At 69.6% G+C, this 14,457-nt stretch carries 12 protein-coding genes; 9 read left to right on the forward strand and 3 right to left on the reverse strand.

The features are described 5' to 3' along the window. A partial coding sequence (gene nirD / locus AP234_RS31760; protein ID WP_431999126.1) for a nitrite reductase small subunit NirD occupies positions 1–408 on the forward strand: 408 nt, incomplete at its 5' end. A 15-nt stretch (positions 409–423) separates the two neighbouring features. Here nirD and AP234_RS31765 read toward each other — a convergent pair. After that, positions 424–1,278 carry a PAC2 family protein gene (locus tag AP234_RS31765; RefSeq protein WP_055483455.1) on the reverse strand — a complete coding sequence of 285 codons (855 nt, stop codon included), beginning with the start codon at positions 1,276–1,278 and terminating at the stop codon, positions 424–426. 173 nt (positions 1,279–1,451) lie between these two features. Between AP234_RS31765 and metH the strand changes: the two genes are divergently transcribed. From metH to AP234_RS31805, 8 genes are all read left to right on the forward strand, one after another. Then, a complete protein-coding gene (gene metH / locus AP234_RS31770) occupies positions 1,452–4,919 on the forward strand; it encodes a methionine synthase (protein ID WP_083502609.1) in 3,468 nt (1,155 codons plus the stop codon). A gap of 30 nt (positions 4,920–4,949) precedes the next feature. Further along, on the forward strand, positions 4,950–5,591 hold the full coding sequence (locus tag AP234_RS31775) for an HAD family hydrolase (protein ID WP_055483457.1): 642 nt from the start codon (positions 4,950–4,952) through the stop codon (positions 5,589–5,591). A 108-nt stretch (positions 5,592–5,699) separates the two neighbouring features. Further along, positions 5,700–6,203: a hypothetical protein gene (locus AP234_RS31780; RefSeq protein WP_055483458.1), complete on the forward strand. Its 504-nt coding sequence runs from the start codon at positions 5,700–5,702 to the stop codon at positions 6,201–6,203. 245 nt (positions 6,204–6,448) lie between these two features. Then, the gene (locus AP234_RS31785; RefSeq protein ID WP_055483459.1) at positions 6,449–7,450 is read left to right on the forward strand and encodes an ABC transporter permease; all 1,002 of its coding nucleotides are present in this window, start codon (positions 6,449–6,451) and stop codon (positions 7,448–7,450) included. A 102-nt stretch (positions 7,451–7,552) separates the two neighbouring features. Then, positions 7,553–9,319 carry an ABC transporter substrate-binding protein gene (locus tag AP234_RS31790; RefSeq protein WP_055483460.1) on the forward strand — a complete coding sequence of 589 codons (1,767 nt, stop codon included), beginning with the start codon at positions 7,553–7,555 and terminating at the stop codon, positions 9,317–9,319. A 73-nt stretch (positions 9,320–9,392) separates the two neighbouring features. Continuing rightward, positions 9,393–10,409 (forward strand): ABC transporter permease, encoded by a 1,017-nt coding sequence (locus AP234_RS31795; RefSeq protein ID WP_055483461.1) that lies wholly within the window; start codon positions 9,393–9,395, stop codon positions 10,407–10,409. After that, positions 10,406–11,434, forward strand: a complete 1,029-nt coding sequence (locus AP234_RS31800; protein ID WP_055483462.1) for an ABC transporter ATP-binding protein — start codon at positions 10,406–10,408, stop codon at positions 11,432–11,434. The genes AP234_RS31795 and AP234_RS31800 overlap by 4 nt, the downstream gene beginning before the upstream one ends. Beyond that, positions 11,431–12,489, forward strand: coding sequence for an ABC transporter ATP-binding protein (locus AP234_RS31805; RefSeq protein WP_055483463.1), 1,059 nt, complete (start codon positions 11,431–11,433; stop codon positions 12,487–12,489). Before AP234_RS31800 ends, AP234_RS31805 begins: the two co-directional genes overlap by 4 nt. On the opposite strand, the gene AP234_RS31810 is transcribed toward AP234_RS31805, so the two are convergent. After that, entirely contained in the window at positions 12,450–13,133 is a 684-nt protein-coding gene (locus AP234_RS31810) for a response regulator (RefSeq protein WP_055483464.1), read from the reverse strand. The genes AP234_RS31805 and AP234_RS31810 overlap by 40 nt on opposite strands. Then, complete coding sequence (locus tag AP234_RS31815) at positions 13,130–14,395, reverse strand: sensor histidine kinase (RefSeq protein ID WP_063843169.1); 1,266 nt, start codon at positions 14,393–14,395, stop codon at positions 13,130–13,132. Before AP234_RS31815 ends, AP234_RS31810 begins: the two co-directional genes overlap by 4 nt. Positions 14,396–14,457 lie beyond the last annotated feature (62 nt).

Consider the following 14,457-nt stretch of genomic DNA (forward strand, 5'->3'; position numbering starts at 1 on the left):
ATCCTCGGCCACACGGCTCTTGACCACACAGGCCTCGACCACACGGCCCTCGACCGGACGCACGCCGACGAGACCGGCGGCGGGCCCGGCTGGACCCCCGTCTGCCTAGACGCCCAGCTCGTCCCGGAGCTCGGCGCGGCAGCCCTCGTCGCGGGCCGCCAGGTGGCGGTGTTCCGCACGTTCGACGGCGGGCTCTACGCGCTCGGGAACCGCGACCCCTTCAGCGGGGCTCAGGTCCTGTCCCGGGGCATCGTCGGCACCAGGAACGGCGAGCCCACGGTCGCCTCGCCCATGCACAAGCAGGTCTTCTCCCTGGTCACCGGGGCCTGCCTGGACGATCCCGGCATCACCGTGCCGACCTACCGGGTCCGCGTCGCCGGCGCCGCCATCGAGGTGAAGGTGGCGTGACCGAGACGGCGGCGATCAGCGATCGGTGCCGCGGTCGCGGCGACGCAGGTAGCGCTCGAACTCGGCCGCGATGGCGTCTCCGCTCGCCTCGGGCAGGTCGGCCGCGTCCTTGCGCTCCTCCAGTTCCCTGACGTAGTCGGCGACCTCGCTGTCCTGCGCGGCGAGCTCGTCGACGCCGTGCTCCCAGGCGCGGGCCTCCTCGGCCAGTTCGCCGTAGGGCATGGGGATGTCGAGCAGGTCCTCGATGCGGCGCAGCAGCGCCAGCGTGGCCTTCGGATTCGGCGGCTGGGCGACGTAGTGGGGGACCGACGCCCACAGGGAGACCGTGCGCAGCCCGGCGTGCCCGAGGGTGTGCTGCAGCACGCCGACGATGCCCGTGGGGCCCTCGTACTTGGTCGGCTCCAGGTTGAGCGAGCGGGCCATCCCCGGATCGCTCACCGAGCCCACGATCGGCACCGGCCGGGTGTGCGGGGAGTCGTTGAGCAGCGCGCCGAGCAGCACGGCGAACTCCACCCCGAGGTCCTGGCACAGGCCGACGATCTCCGCGCAGTACGACCGCCAGCGCATGTTGGGCTCGATGCCGCGCAGCAGCACCACGTCCCGCTCCGCCCCCGGCGGCCGGGCCAGCAGCAGCCGGGTCGTCGGCCAGGTGATGGACCGGGTGACGCCGTCGCCCATCTCCACGATGGGACGGGTCATCTGGAAGTCGTAATAGTCCTCCGGGTCCAGCTCGACGAGCGGTGTCGCCTTCCACTCCGCCTCAAGGTGGGCGAGCACGCCGCTGGACGCCTCGCCGGCGTCGTTCCACCCTTCGAACGCGGCGATCAGCACCGGGTCGACGAGCTCAGGGAGCCCTTCGAGCTCGATCACGCCGCCTCCCTCACTGGCCCACGGCACGTATGGTCGAGTCCAAGACTATTCGCTGAGGGGAGCGGGGAGGCACATTCGGCTCCATCCGGGGTGGCCCGGGCGCCGCGCCGGGGTGCCGCACGCCCGCGTCGACGCGCCGGGCCGACGGCGGGCGGGCCGATAGTCTTTCCCCCATGAACAGCGGCAGACCGTCCTTCCGAGAAGTGCTGTCCGAGCGAGTCCTGGTCGCTGACGGGGCAATGGGGACGATGCTGCAGTCCTACGACCCGACGCTCGACGATTTCCAGGGCCACGAGGGCTGCAACGACGTGCTCAACGTCAGCCGTCCCGACATCGTGCGGGCCGTCCACGACGCCTACCTCGAGGTGGGCGTCGACTGCGTCGAGACCAACACCTTCAACTCCAACCGCGCGGCCCTCGGCGAGTACGGCATCGCCGACCGGATCTACGAATACTCCGAGGCCGGCGCACGGCTCGCCCGGGAGCGGGCCGACTCCTGGTCCACTCCCGATCACCCCCGTTTCGTGCTCGGCTCGATGGGCCCGGGCACCAAACTCCCCACGCTGGGGCATCTGCCGTACGCGACCCTGCGCGACGCCTACCGTGACAACGCCGCCGGACTGATCGCGGGCGGGGCCGACGCGCTGATCATCGAGACCTGCCAGGACCTGCTGCAGGTCAAGGCCGCGATCGTGGGTGCGAAGCGGGCGATCGAGGCCGCCGGGCGCGACGTGCCGGTCATCGCGCAGGTGACGATCGAGACCAACGGCGCGATGCTGCTCGGCTCGGAGATCGGCGCGGCGCTGACCTCGATCGAGCCGCTGGGCGCCGATCTGATCGGCCTCAACTGCGCCACCGGGCCGACCGAGATGAGCGAGCACCTGCGCTACCTGGCCAAGCACTCGCGCCTGCCGCTGTCGTGCATGCCGAACGCCGGGCTGCCGCAGCTCACCGCCGACGGCGCCCACTACCCGCTCACTCCCGACGAGCTCGCCGAAGCCCACGACGCGTTCCTGCGCGACTACGGGCTCGGGCTGGTCGGCGGCTGCTGCGGCACCACCCCCGAGCACATGCGCCGGGTCGTGGAGCGCGTGGCGGGCCGGGCCCGTGCCGTACGGCGTCCGCGTCCCGAGGCGGGGGCCGCCTCCCTTTACCAGAGCGTGCCGTTCCGGCAGGACACCTCTTACCTGGCGATCGGTGAGCGCACCAACGCCAACGGGTCCAGGGCGTTCCGCGAGGCGATGCTGGCCGGCGACTACGAGGAGTGCGTCGAGATCGCCCGGGCGCAGGCCCGCGACGGCGCGCACATGCTGGACCTGTGCGTCGACTACGTCGGCAGGGACGGCGTCGCCGACATGAAGGAGCTGGCCTTCCGCTTCGCCACCGCCTCGACGCTGCCGATCGTGATCGACTCGACCGAGCCGGCGGTGATCGAGGCAGGACTGGAGATGATCGGCGGGCGGGCGGTCGTCAACTCGGTGAACTACGAGGACGGCGACGGACCCGGCTCGCGCTTCACCAGGATCATGCGGCTGGTCCGGGAGCACGGCGCCGCCGTGGTCGCGCTGACCATCGACGAGGAGGGCCAGGCGCGTACGGCCGAGGCGAAAGTACGGATCGCCTCCCGCCTCGTCGACGACCTCGTGGGGAACTGGGGCATGCGGGTCGAGGACATCGTGGTCGACTGCCTGACCTTCCCGATCGCCACCGGCCAGGAGGAGACCCGCCGCGACGGCCTGGAGACGATCGAGGCGATCCGCGAGCTCAAGCGCCGCTATCCGGGCGTGCAGACCACGCTGGGCGTCTCCAACGTGTCGTTCGGCCTCAACCCCGCCGCGCGCATGGTGCTGAACTCCGTCTTCCTGAACGAGTGCGTCGACGCCGGGCTCGACTCGGCCATCGTGCACGCGTCCAAGATCCTCCCCATGGCCCGGATCCCCGACGAGCAGCGCCGGGTGGCGCTCGACCTGGTCTACGACCGGCGCCGGGACGGCTACGATCCGCTGCAGCGGTTCATGGAGCTGTTCGAGGGCGTCGACGCCGCGTCGATGCGGGCGGGCAAGGCGGCCGAGCTGGCCGCGCTGCCGCTGTGGGAGCGGCTCAAGCGGCGGATCATCGACGGGGAGCGCAAGGGCCTCGAGGCCGACCTCGACGAGGCGCTCGCCCAGCGGCCCGCTTTGGAGATCATCAACGAGGTGCTGCTCGACGGCATGAAGACCGTCGGCGAGCTGTTCGGCTCCGGCCAGATGCAGCTCCCGTTCGTGCTGCAGTCGGCCGAGGTCATGAAGGCGGCCGTGGCGTACCTGGAGCCGTACATGGACCGGGTCGAGGGCGCGACGAAGGGCCGGATCGTGCTGGCCACGGTCAAGGGCGACGTCCACGACATCGGCAAGAACCTCGTCGACATCATCCTGTCCAACAACGGCTACGAGGTGGTGAACCTCGGCATCAAGCAGCCGGTGACGGCGATCCTGGAGGCGGCCGAGGAGAAGAAGGCCGACGTGATCGGCATGTCCGGGCTGCTGGTGAAGTCGACGGTCGTCATGAAGGAGAACCTCGAGGAGATGAACTCCCGGGGGGTCGCCGACAGGTTCCCCGTGCTGCTCGGCGGCGCGGCGCTGACCCGGGCCTACGTCGAGCAGGACCTGGCCGACCTCTTCCGGGGCGAGGTGCGCTACGCCAGGGACGCCTTCGAGGGGCTGCGCCTGATGGACGCGTTCATGGCGGTCAAACGCGGCGAGGAGGGGGCCGCGCTGCCCCCGCTGCGGGAGCGCCGGGTGAAGACCGGCGCGACGCTCACCCGCACCCCGGTCGAGGAGCTGCCGTCGCGCTCCGACGTGGCGGACGACAACCCGGTGCCCGTGCCGCCCTTCTTCGGCGACCGGGTGATCAAGGGCATCCCGCTCGCCGACTACGCCGCCTTCCTCGACGAGCGGGCCACGTTCATGGGCCAGTGGGGGCTGAAGGGCGCCAGGGGCGGCGGCGGGCCGACGTACGAGGAACTCGTCGAGACCGAGGGCCGGCCGCGGCTGCGCATGTGGCTGGACCGGATGCAGACGGAGAGCCTGCTGGAGGCGGCCGTCGTCTACGGCTACTTCCCCTGCGTGAGCGAGGGCGACAGCCTGATCATCTTGGACGAGGCCGGGAACGAGCGCACCCGCTTCACGTTCCCGCGTCAGCGCCGCGACCGGCACCTGTGCCTGGCCGACTTCTTCCGGCGCCGCGAGTCCGGCGAGGTCGACGTCGTCGCCTTCCAGGTCGTCACGATGGGCCACCGGATCAGCCAGGCCACGGCCGAGCTGTTCGCGAAGGACGCCTACCGCGACTACCTGGAGCTCCATGGCCTGTCCGTCCAGCTCACCGAGGCGCTGGCGGAGTACTGGCACGCCAGGGTGCGTTCGGAGCTGGGCATCGGGGGCGACGAGTCGCTGAGCGACATGCTCAAGGTCAACATCACCGGCTGCCGCTACTCGTTCGGCTATCCCGCCTGTCCGCATCTGGAGGACCAGGTCCAGCTCATGGGGCTGCTCGACCCGGCGCGGATCGGCGTCGAGCTGTCGGAGGGGTTCCAGCTCCATCCCGAGCAGGCCACCTCGGCGCTGGTCGTCCATCATCCTGAGGCGAAGTACTTCAACGTGTAAGGCCTGAAAGAACCGGGGGAAAGGGGCTACGTGGACGCGGTGCTGTTCGACATGGACGGTCTGCTCGTCGACACCGAGCGGGTGTGGTTCGAGGTCGAGTGCGAGGTGGCCACCCGGCTCGGCGGGACGTGGGGGCCCGAGCACCAACGGCACCTCGTCGGCGGCTCCTGGGAGCGGACGATCGCCTATCTGCTCGAGCTGACCCGGGCCGACGTGGAACCGGTCGTCGTCGGATCGTGGCTCATGGAGGGCATGGAGCGGCGCCTGTCCGCGGGCGTCGCCCCCATGCCGGGGGCGGTCGAGCTGCTGCACGAGCTGGCCGATCACGGGGTCCGCACCGGCCTGGTCACCTCGTCCCTGCGGGTGATCGCCGACGCCGTGCTCAAGTTCGTCGGCCGCGAGCACTTCGAGGTGATCGTGACGGCGGACGACGTCACCCGCACCAAACCCCACCCCGAGCCCTACCTGACCGCCACCCGCCTGCTGGCGGCCGAACCCGGGCGCTGCGTCGTGCTGGAGGACTCGCCGAACGGGGTCGCCGCCGCGACGGCGGCGGGCTGCCGGGTGGTGGCCGTCCCGAGCGTCCTGCCGATCGCGCAGGCGCCCGGACGCCTCGTCATGCCGTCGCTGCGGCACGTGGACGTGGGCCTGCTCCGCTCGCTCATCGGCTGACCCGTCCCGCGGCCCGCCGTACGGCCGCTTCGCGTGCCGTACGGCGGGGCTCAGGCGGCGGGCCGTACGGCAGGATGAAAGAAGGCTGTACGACACGAGGGGTTCGCCATGACATACGCCGACATCGCCTGGCTGCCGCTGTGCGGCGGGCTGACAGCCGTCGGGATCGTCCTCAGCTTCCTGGTCTTCCGCCGCAGGGGGGCGGCCGCGGGCCTGCGCGCCACCGCGTGGTCACTGCTGCCGCTGGCCGCCTATCTGACCGGGGCGCACCGGACGTTGTGGGACATCGGCACCGCCGCCGTCCGCTTCGTGTCCGGGCTGGTCCTGTCGCCCACGGTCTGGGCGGGGGTCGTGCTGGCCGGGCTGTCCGCTGTGCTGTTCGTCGTCTCCGGCGCCCTGCGCGGCCGGACCCTCTCGCGGGCCCGTACGGCCGGCGGGCCGGAGAAGAGCGAGCCGCGTCAGGCCGAGCGGCCGGCGAGCGCGGGATCGTCGAAGACCGCGAGCATCGGCTCCGCCCAGCCGGGGCCGGCCAAATCGGGGGCGGCCAAGTCCGGAGCGGCCGATGATTTCGCCGACATCGAGGAGATCCTGAAGCGGCGCGGCATCAGCTGACCGCATGCTGAGATTCTGTTACAAATCACGTGCAATGTCACGGTTCTGCGACACAACCGAGACAGGGCGCGGATAGTCCCACCAAGATCGATACGAATGAGTTTCGCGTGCATCACAGTTGAGCCACAGGGAGCCCCGGGGGGCTGGTCATCCCAGTTCAGGCCATAGATTCTGCGTCCGGGGGTCCGCATACCCAGTGGATCTCCTTGGACAACGTCGTCTGGGATCCAGGGGGCTGACAGCACATGAGCGCACCGCTCGACGTCTCCGGTGATGAGCTACGGGCCGCACCGGAGGTCGTCTCCCCGGGCGCGGACGCCAAGGTCATCCAGGGCCGTTCGCTCGGCCGGATCGCGTGGACGCGCCTCAAGCGAGACAAGATCGCTATGGGCGGCGGCTTTGTGATCATCTTCCTGGTCCTGGTGGCGATCTTCGCGCCGGTCCTCGTCGGCTGGTTCGGGCATCCGCCGAACGAGTTCCACCAGGAGATGATCGACACCCTGACCATGCAGCCCAAGGGCGGCACCGGCATCAGCGCGGACTTCCTGTTCGGCGTCGAGCCGGTCAACGGGCGCGACCTGTTCAGCCGGGTCTTGTACGGGGCGCGGATCTCGCTGCTCGTGGCCTTCTTCGCCACGCTACTGTCGGTCGTCATCGGGACGATCATGGGGGTCACCGCGGGTTACTTCGGCGGCTGGGTGGACGCTCTGATCAGCCGTCTGATGGACATCTTCCTCGCCTTCCCGCTGCTGGTCTTCGCGCTCGCGCTGGTCGGCGTGCTCGCGCAGTTCGAGACCCAGCTCGCGGTGAAGGGCGACACGCTCCGCATCCTCCTGCTGATCTTCGTGATCGGCTTCTTCAACTGGTCCTATATCGCGCGCATCATCCGGGGCCAGACGCTCTCCCTGCGCGAGCGGGAGTTCGTGGACGCCGCCCGCAGTCTCGGCGCACGCGGGCCGTACATCCTGTTCCGGGAGATCCTGCCCAACCTGATCGCGCCGATCCTCATCTACGCGACACTGCTGATCCCGGCCAACGTGCTGTTCGAGGCGGCGCTGTCGTTCCTCGGGGTGGGCATCCAGCCGCCCACCGCCACGTGGGGCGGGATGCTGTCGGCGGCGGTCCGTTACTACACGGTTCCGCACTTCATGTTCTTCCCGGGCATGGCGATCTTCATCACCGTGCTGGCCTTCAACCTCTTCGGTGATGGCCTGCGCGACGCGCTCGATCCCAAGTCGTCCCGTTGATGCCCGGCCCGGTCGACCCGCAGCCGATCTCCACGGCTGATTCTGGACAGTTGATCTGCTCAATTCCCCAGCAACTCCCATCCACAAGGGGTGTCAAACCAAATGAGAAAGAGATACGCCTCGACGGCCCTCCTGGCCGCCGCCGTCGCGATGAGCCTTGGTCTGTCGGCCTGTGGCGGCGGCAGCGAGAAGAGCTCCGGCACAGGTGACGCCGGCAACGCGGCGAGCCAGGGCCCGCAGCCCGAGTTCAACGCCGCGCTGGAGAACGTGGTGAACCCCTCCGACAAGAAGGGGGGCACGCTGAAGATGGCGGTCAGCGAGGCATGGGACTCCATCGACCCGGGTGACACCTACTACGCCATGTCCTGGAACCTTCTGCGCATCTACAGCCGGACGCTGGTCACCTACACCCTCGCCCCCGGGGGGAAGGCCCGTGAGCTCGTCCCCGACCTGGCGGAGAGCCTCGGCGAGCCGTCCGATGACGGCAAGACCTGGACCTACAAGCTGCGCACCGGCCTCAAGTTCGAGGACGGCACCCCCATCACGTCCAAGGACGTGAAGTACGCCGTGCTGCGCCAGCTCGACAAGGACACGTTCGTCAACGGCCCGACCTACTTCAACGACTACCTGGACCTGCCGAAGGACTTCAAGAGCGTCTACAAGACGCCGGACGTCAACACCGACTCCGCGATCGAGACGCCGGACGACCAGACGATCGTCTTCCACCTGAAGAAGCCGTTCGGTGCCTTCGACCAGTTCGCCGCGCTCCCCTCGACGGTCCCGGTGCCGAAGGACAAGGACACCGGCATCAAGTACCGTCAGCACCCGATCGCCTCCGGACCGTACATGTTCGAGAAGGTCGAGGAGGGCAAGCAGTACACGCTGGTGCGCAACCCCAACTGGGACCCGGCGACCGACCCGGTACGCAAGGCGCTGCCGGAACGCTACGAGATCCAGCTCGGCGTCGAGGCGAACGACCTGGACAACCGGATCATCGCCGGCGACCTGCACGTCGACATCGCGGGTACGGGCGTCCAGTCGGCGGCCCTCGGGACGATCATGGCCGACCCCGCGCTCAAGGCCCGGGCGGACAACCCGACCTCCCCGCGCACCTGGTACATCTCGATCCTGGACGATAACCCGCCGCTGGACAACGTCGAGTGCCGTAAGGCCGTGATCTACGCCGCCGACCGGGTGGGCCTGCAGAACGCCTACGGCGGTGAGCTCGCCGGCGAGATCGCCACGGGCCTCATGCCGCCGTCGATCGGCGGCTGGCAGAAGCTCGACCTCTACCCGACCGGCACCGGCGACGTGGAGAAGGCCAAGGCGGCTCTCGCGGCATGCGGGCAGCCCGACGGGTTCGAGACGACGATGACCTTCCGCTCCGACCGTCCCAAGGAGCAGGCGGCCGCCGAGTCGATGCAGCAGGCGCTCGCCAAGGTCGGCATCAAGCTCACCCTGAAGGGCTTCCCCACCAGCTCGTACTTCAGTGAGTACGCCGGTAAGCCCGCCTACACGAAGAAGAACAACGTCGGCCTGGCCACCCACGGCTGGCAGGCCGACTGGAACGACGGCTTCGGCTTCCTGTCGCAGATCGTGGACAGCCGGACCATCCGCGAGTCCGGCAACTACAACCTCAGCATCAAGAGCCCCGAGATCGACGCGCTGATCGACCAGGCCAGCGCCGAGACCGATGTCGCCAAGCGCGAAGCCATCTGGGGGGAGATCGACCGCAAGGTCATGGAGAACGCCTACGTGCTGCCCGCGGTCTGGGCCAAGGCCCTGACCATCCGGGGCCAGGGCTTGACCAACGTCTACGTCACCGGCGCCTTCGACATGTACGACTTCCCGGCCCTGGGCGTCGAGTAACCGAAGCGGGCAACCGACAGGCAAGGCGTAAGGGGGCCGGCCCGACCGGCCGGCCCCCGGAGCCGGGGGAACAGTGGTCACTTACATCATCCGGCGGCTGATCGCCGCGGTGCTCATGCTGGTCGTGGTGAGCATCGTCACCTTCTCGATCTTTTTCGTGATCCCGCGGCTCGCCGGGGTCACCGCCACCGACTTCGCCAACCGCTACGTCGGGAGCAAGGGCGCCACCGCGGAGACCGTGGCGCACCTCGCGGAGAAGCTCGGCTTCAACGATCCGCTGACCGTGCAGTACGGCAGATGGGTCAAGGGGATCGTCGCCGGTTCCGAGTTCGACACCGGAGTCTCGATCGAGCACTGCCCGGCACCATGCCTCGGCTACTCCTTCATCACCAAGACGCCGGTGTGGCCGGAGCTGCTGGACCGGCTGCCGGTCACGGTGTCGCTCGCGCTCGGCGCCTCGGTCATCTGGCTCGTCGCGGGCGTGGCCACCGGCGTGCTGTCCGCGCTGCGCCGGGGCAGCTTCTTCGACCGGGCCGCGATGGGCGTCGCGCTCGCCGGCGTCTCCCTGCCGATCTTCTTCACCGGCATGATCTCCCTGGTCTACTTCAGCTACAAGTTCGGCATCACCGTGCCGGGCGGCACCTTCGTGTCCTTCACCGAGAGCCCGGTGCAGTGGGCGTACAGCCTGATCCTTCCGTGGATCACGCTGGCCTTCCTGTACGCGGCCAGCTATGCGCGGCTGACCCGCGCGGGGATGCTGGAGACCATGGGCGAGGACTACATACGCACCGCCCGGGCGAAGGGCCTGCCGGAGTCCAGAGTGATCACCAAGCACGGCCTGCGCGCCGCGCTCACCCCGATCGTCACGATCTTCGGTATGGACGTCGGGCTGCTGCTGGGCGGCGCCATCCTGACCGAGACCACGTTCTCGCTGCCCGGGGTCGGCAGGTACGCGGTGCAGGCGATCAGCGCCAACGACCTTCCGAAGATCATGGGAGTGGTCATGCTCACCGCGTGCTTCGTGGTCGTCGCGAACCTGATCGTCGACCTGTTGTACGCGGTGGTGGACCCGAGGGTGAGGCTGGGATGACTTTCCTCGAACTGAAGGATCTGCGGATCCACTTTCCCACCGACGACGGACTGGTCAAGTCGGTCGACGGGCTGTCCTTCACGCTGGAACGCGGAAAGACGCTCGGCATCGTCGGCGAGTCCGGCTCGGGCAAGAGCGTCACCAGCCTGGGCGTCCTCGGCCTGCACAAGGGCGGCCGGGCGAAGATCTCCGGGGAGATCTGGCTGGACGGCGAGGAGCTCGTCGGCGCGAGCGCCGAGCATGTGCGGAAGCTGCGCGGCAAGAAGATGGCGATGATCTTCCAGGATCCGCTGTCCGCGATGCACCCGTACTACACGGTCGGCAACCAGATCATCGAGGCGTACCGGATCCACCACGACGTCAGCAAGAAGGTCGCACGCAAGCACGCGATCGACATGCTCGCCCGGGTCGGCATCCCGCAGCCCGACCGGCGGGTCGACTCCTACCCGCACGAGTTCTCCGGCGGTATGCGGCAGCGCGCGATGATCGCCATGGCGCTGTGCTGTGACCCCGAGTTGCTGATCGCCGACGAGCCGACCACGGCGCTCGACGTGACCGTGCAGGCGCAGATTCTCGACCTCATGCGCGACCTGCAGCGCGACTTCAACGCGGCGCTGATCATCATCACCCACGACCTCGGCGTGGTCGCCGAGCTGTCCGACGACATCCTCGTGATGTACGGCGGGAAATGCATCGAGTACGGCTCGGCCGAGGACATCTTCGAGCGGCCCGAGCACCCCTACACCTGGGGGCTGCTGGGCTCGATGCCCCGCCTTGACCGGGAGCCGACCGAGCGGCTGCTCCCGATCAAGGGGTCGCCGCCGTCGCTGATCAACGTGCCGTCCGGGTGCGCGTTCCACCCGCGCTGCCCCTATGCCGAACGTACGGCCGGCCGCTCCGAGACCGAGGTGCCCGAACTGCTGGAGACGGCGGGCGGTCACCGGGTGCGCTGCCATCTGCCGGGCGAGCGCCGGCGCGCCATCTGGGAGAAAGAGGTCATGCCGAACCTGGAGGGAACCTCATGAGCCGGGGAAGCGAGCCGCTGCTGTCGGTCCAGGGACTGGAGAAGCACTTCCCCGTGACGAAGGGGCTGCTCAAGCGGCAGGTGGGCGCGGTCAGGGCGGTGGACGGCATCGGCTTCGACGTCGTCAAGGGCGAGACGCTGGGCCTGGTGGGAGAGTCGGGGTGCGGCAAGACCACCACCGGCCGTCTGATCACCCGGCTGATCGAGCCGACCGGGGGGAAGATCGTCTTCGACGGGCGGGACATCACGCACATGTCGCAGGGGCGGCTGCGCCCGCTCCGCCGCGACATGCAGATGATCTTCCAGGACCCCTACAGCTCGCTGAATCCCCGGCACACGGTCGGCGCCATCGTCGGCGCGCCGTACCGCATCCAGGGGATCAAGACCGAGCACGGCGTCAAACGGGCCGTCCAGGAGATCCTGGAGCTGGTCGGCCTCAACCCCGAGCACTACAACCGCTATCCGCACGAGTTCTCCGGCGGTCAGCGGCAGCGCATCGGCATCGCCAGGACGCTCGCGCTCAAGCCGAAGCTGATCATCGCGGACGAGCCGGTCTCCGCGCTCGACGTGTCGATCCAGGCCCAGGTCGTCAACCTCCTGGAGGACCTGCAGAGCGAGCTCGACCTCACCTACGTGGTGATCGCGCACGACCTGTCGGTGGTCCGGCACATCAGCGATCGCGTCGCGGTCATGTACCTCGGCAAGATCGTCGAGATGGCCGACCGTACGGACCTCTACGGGTCACCGATGCATCCGTACACGAACGCGCTGCTGTCGGCGGTCCCGATCCCCGATGTCCGGCGCCGGAGCGAGCGGGAGCGCATCCGCCTGCAGGGCGATGTGCCGTCGCCGCTCAACCCGCCGCCGGCCTGCCGCTTCCACACACGGTGCTGGAAGGCGCAGGAGATCTGCCGGAAGGTCGAGCCGCCGCTGACGGCGCTCGCCCCCGGCCACCAGGTGGCCTGCCACTTCCCGGAGAACCTCTCGGGGGACGCGCCGCCGGCGCCGGCGGCCGGTCAGGAGAAGGAACCGGGCACGATCAGCCCGGTCTCGTAGGCCAGGACGACCGCCTGGACCCGGTCGCGCAGCCCCAGCTTGGTGAGCACGTTGCCGACATGGGTCTTCACGGTCGTCTCACTGACCACCAGCCCCGCGGCGATCTCGGCGTTCGACATGCCCTTGGCGATCAGGCGGAGCACCTCCAGCTCGCGCTCGGTCAGCCGGTCGAGCCGCGGCGGGGTGGCCTGTCCGTGCGCCGAGGGCAGCCGGGTCGCGAACCTGTCCAGCAGCCGCCGTGTCACGCTCGGCGCGACGATCGCGTCGCCGGCGGCCACCACCCGGATGGCCTGCACCAGGTCGTCCGGTGGCACGTCCTTCAACAGGAACCCGCTCGCGCCGGCGCGCAGCGCCTCCACGATGTACTCGTCCAGATCGAACGTGGTCAGCACGAGCACCTTCGGCACGTGCGCTCTCGGCGCCGCCTCCCTGACGATGCGCCGGGTCGCCTCGATGCCGTCCGTGCCCGGCATGCGCACGTCCATCAGCACGACATCGGGCAGCAGGGCCCGGGACTGGTCCATCGCGGTCGCGCCGTCGCCGGCCTCGCCGACGACGGTGATGTCGCGCTCCGCCTCCAGGATGAACCGGAAGCCGGTGCGCAGCAGCGGCTGGTCGTCAACCAGTAGCACCCTGATCGTCATGCCGTTTCCTTGAGGGGGCCGCCCTTGAGCGGGCCGTGTTGTCTGAGGGGGCTGTGTTGTTTTAAGGGGAACTGAGCGTGGACCTCGAATCCACCCCCGCTCCGGGGACCGATCCGCAGGACACCACCATAGAGCGCGACGCGCTCCCGAATGCCCACCAGGCCGTGGCCGGTCCCGCCGGGACGTTCTGGATCGGCCGCGGCGCCGCGCCCGTCGTCCTCGACGTGGACCGTCAACTCGTCCGGCCCGTGCCGTACGGTGACCCAGGCGCCGGCGGCCGGCCCCGCGTGGCGCAGGCTGTTGGTGAGGGCCTCCTGCACCAGGCGGTAGGCGGCCAGGTCGATGCCCGGCGGCAGCGTGCCCTCCTCGCCCTCCACCAGCAACCGGATGCGCAGGCCCGCCTCGCGCATCTGCTCGACCAGCGTCCGCAGATCCCCCATGCCCGGCTGGGGCGCTCGCTCGGCGGGGCCGTCCGTACGCAGCACGCCCACGATGTTGCGCATCTCTGCCATCGCGGTGCGGCCCATCTCCTCGATCGCGGTCAGCGCGTCGCGTGCGACGGCCGGCCTGCTGTCCAGCACCTTGCGCGCGGCGGCGGCCTGGACGGTCATCACGCTGACGTGGTGCGCCACCACGTCGTGCAGCTCGCGGGCGATCCGGGAACGCTCCTCGGCCCGCGCCGCCCGGGTGTCGGCCTCGCGGGCGCGCTCCAGCCGGTCGGCCCGCTGCACCAGTTCCGCGAGGTAGGCGCGGCGCAGCCGGACCGTCCGGCCGCTCACCCAGCAGAGCAGGATGACCACGATGATCACCGCGTGCTCCGGCCACGACAGCGTCAGCGGCGAGAGGCCGGCCCCGACGGCGTAACCGATCACGGTGACGGCGAGGCCGGCCAGGCTCAGCGCGAGCCCCCGGTGGGCGGCCACCGTGTAGAGCAGGATCAGACCGGCGATCTCGCTGAGCCCGGTGTTGTAGCCGAGGGAGTTGAGCGTGCACTCCGGGAGCGTGGTCAGCGTCAGCAGCACGAACGGCCGGCTCCGTCGCAACGCCACGGGCAGCGTGCACAGCACCGCCAGGATCATGTTCAGCGCGTCGGGCGGGCGGATCTCGACGCCCGTGGCGCCCTGCAACCGCGCCACCTCCTCCGCGCCGATCAAAGTGATCACGACGAGCGTGCCCGCCGTCAGTACCACCGCGAGGAGCGAGTCGCCGAACAGGGGATGAGACCTGAGCCAGGACCGGAGACCGGCGGAGGTGAAGCGCACGTACCAAATCTAGGCCGTCCTTCCGGCCGGCCACCCTGCTCAAGGGGGATGGCCGTCTCCTC

Origin of the sequence: Sphaerimonospora mesophila (assembly GCF_001417795.1) — a bacterium.
Lineage (GTDB): Bacteria > Actinomycetota > Actinomycetes > Streptosporangiales > Streptosporangiaceae > Sphaerimonospora > Sphaerimonospora mesophila.

What these genes read in the sequence shown, in the direction of transcription:
- metH (WP_083502609.1), top strand. Translation starts at nt 1,452, where the DNA reads ATGAACAGCGGCAGACCGTCCTTCCGAGAAGTGCTGTCCGAGCGAGTC.
- AP234_RS31780 (WP_055483458.1), top strand. Translation starts at nt 5,700, where the DNA reads ATGACATACGCCGACATCGCCTGGCTGCCGCTGTGCGGCGGGCTGACA.
- AP234_RS31785 (WP_055483459.1), top strand. Translation starts at nt 6,449, where the DNA reads ATGAGCGCACCGCTCGACGTCTCCGGTGATGAGCTACGGGCCGCACCG.
- AP234_RS31790 (WP_055483460.1), top strand. Translation starts at nt 7,553, where the DNA reads ATGAGAAAGAGATACGCCTCGACGGCCCTCCTGGCCGCCGCCGTCGCG.
- AP234_RS31800 (WP_055483462.1), top strand. Translation starts at nt 10,406, where the DNA reads ATGACTTTCCTCGAACTGAAGGATCTGCGGATCCACTTTCCCACCGAC.
- AP234_RS31805 (WP_055483463.1), top strand. Translation starts at nt 11,431, where the DNA reads ATGAGCCGGGGAAGCGAGCCGCTGCTGTCGGTCCAGGGACTGGAGAAG.
- AP234_RS31810 (WP_055483464.1), bottom strand. Translation starts at nt 13,133, where the DNA reads ATGACGATCAGGGTGCTACTGGTTGACGACCAGCCGCTGCTGCGCACC.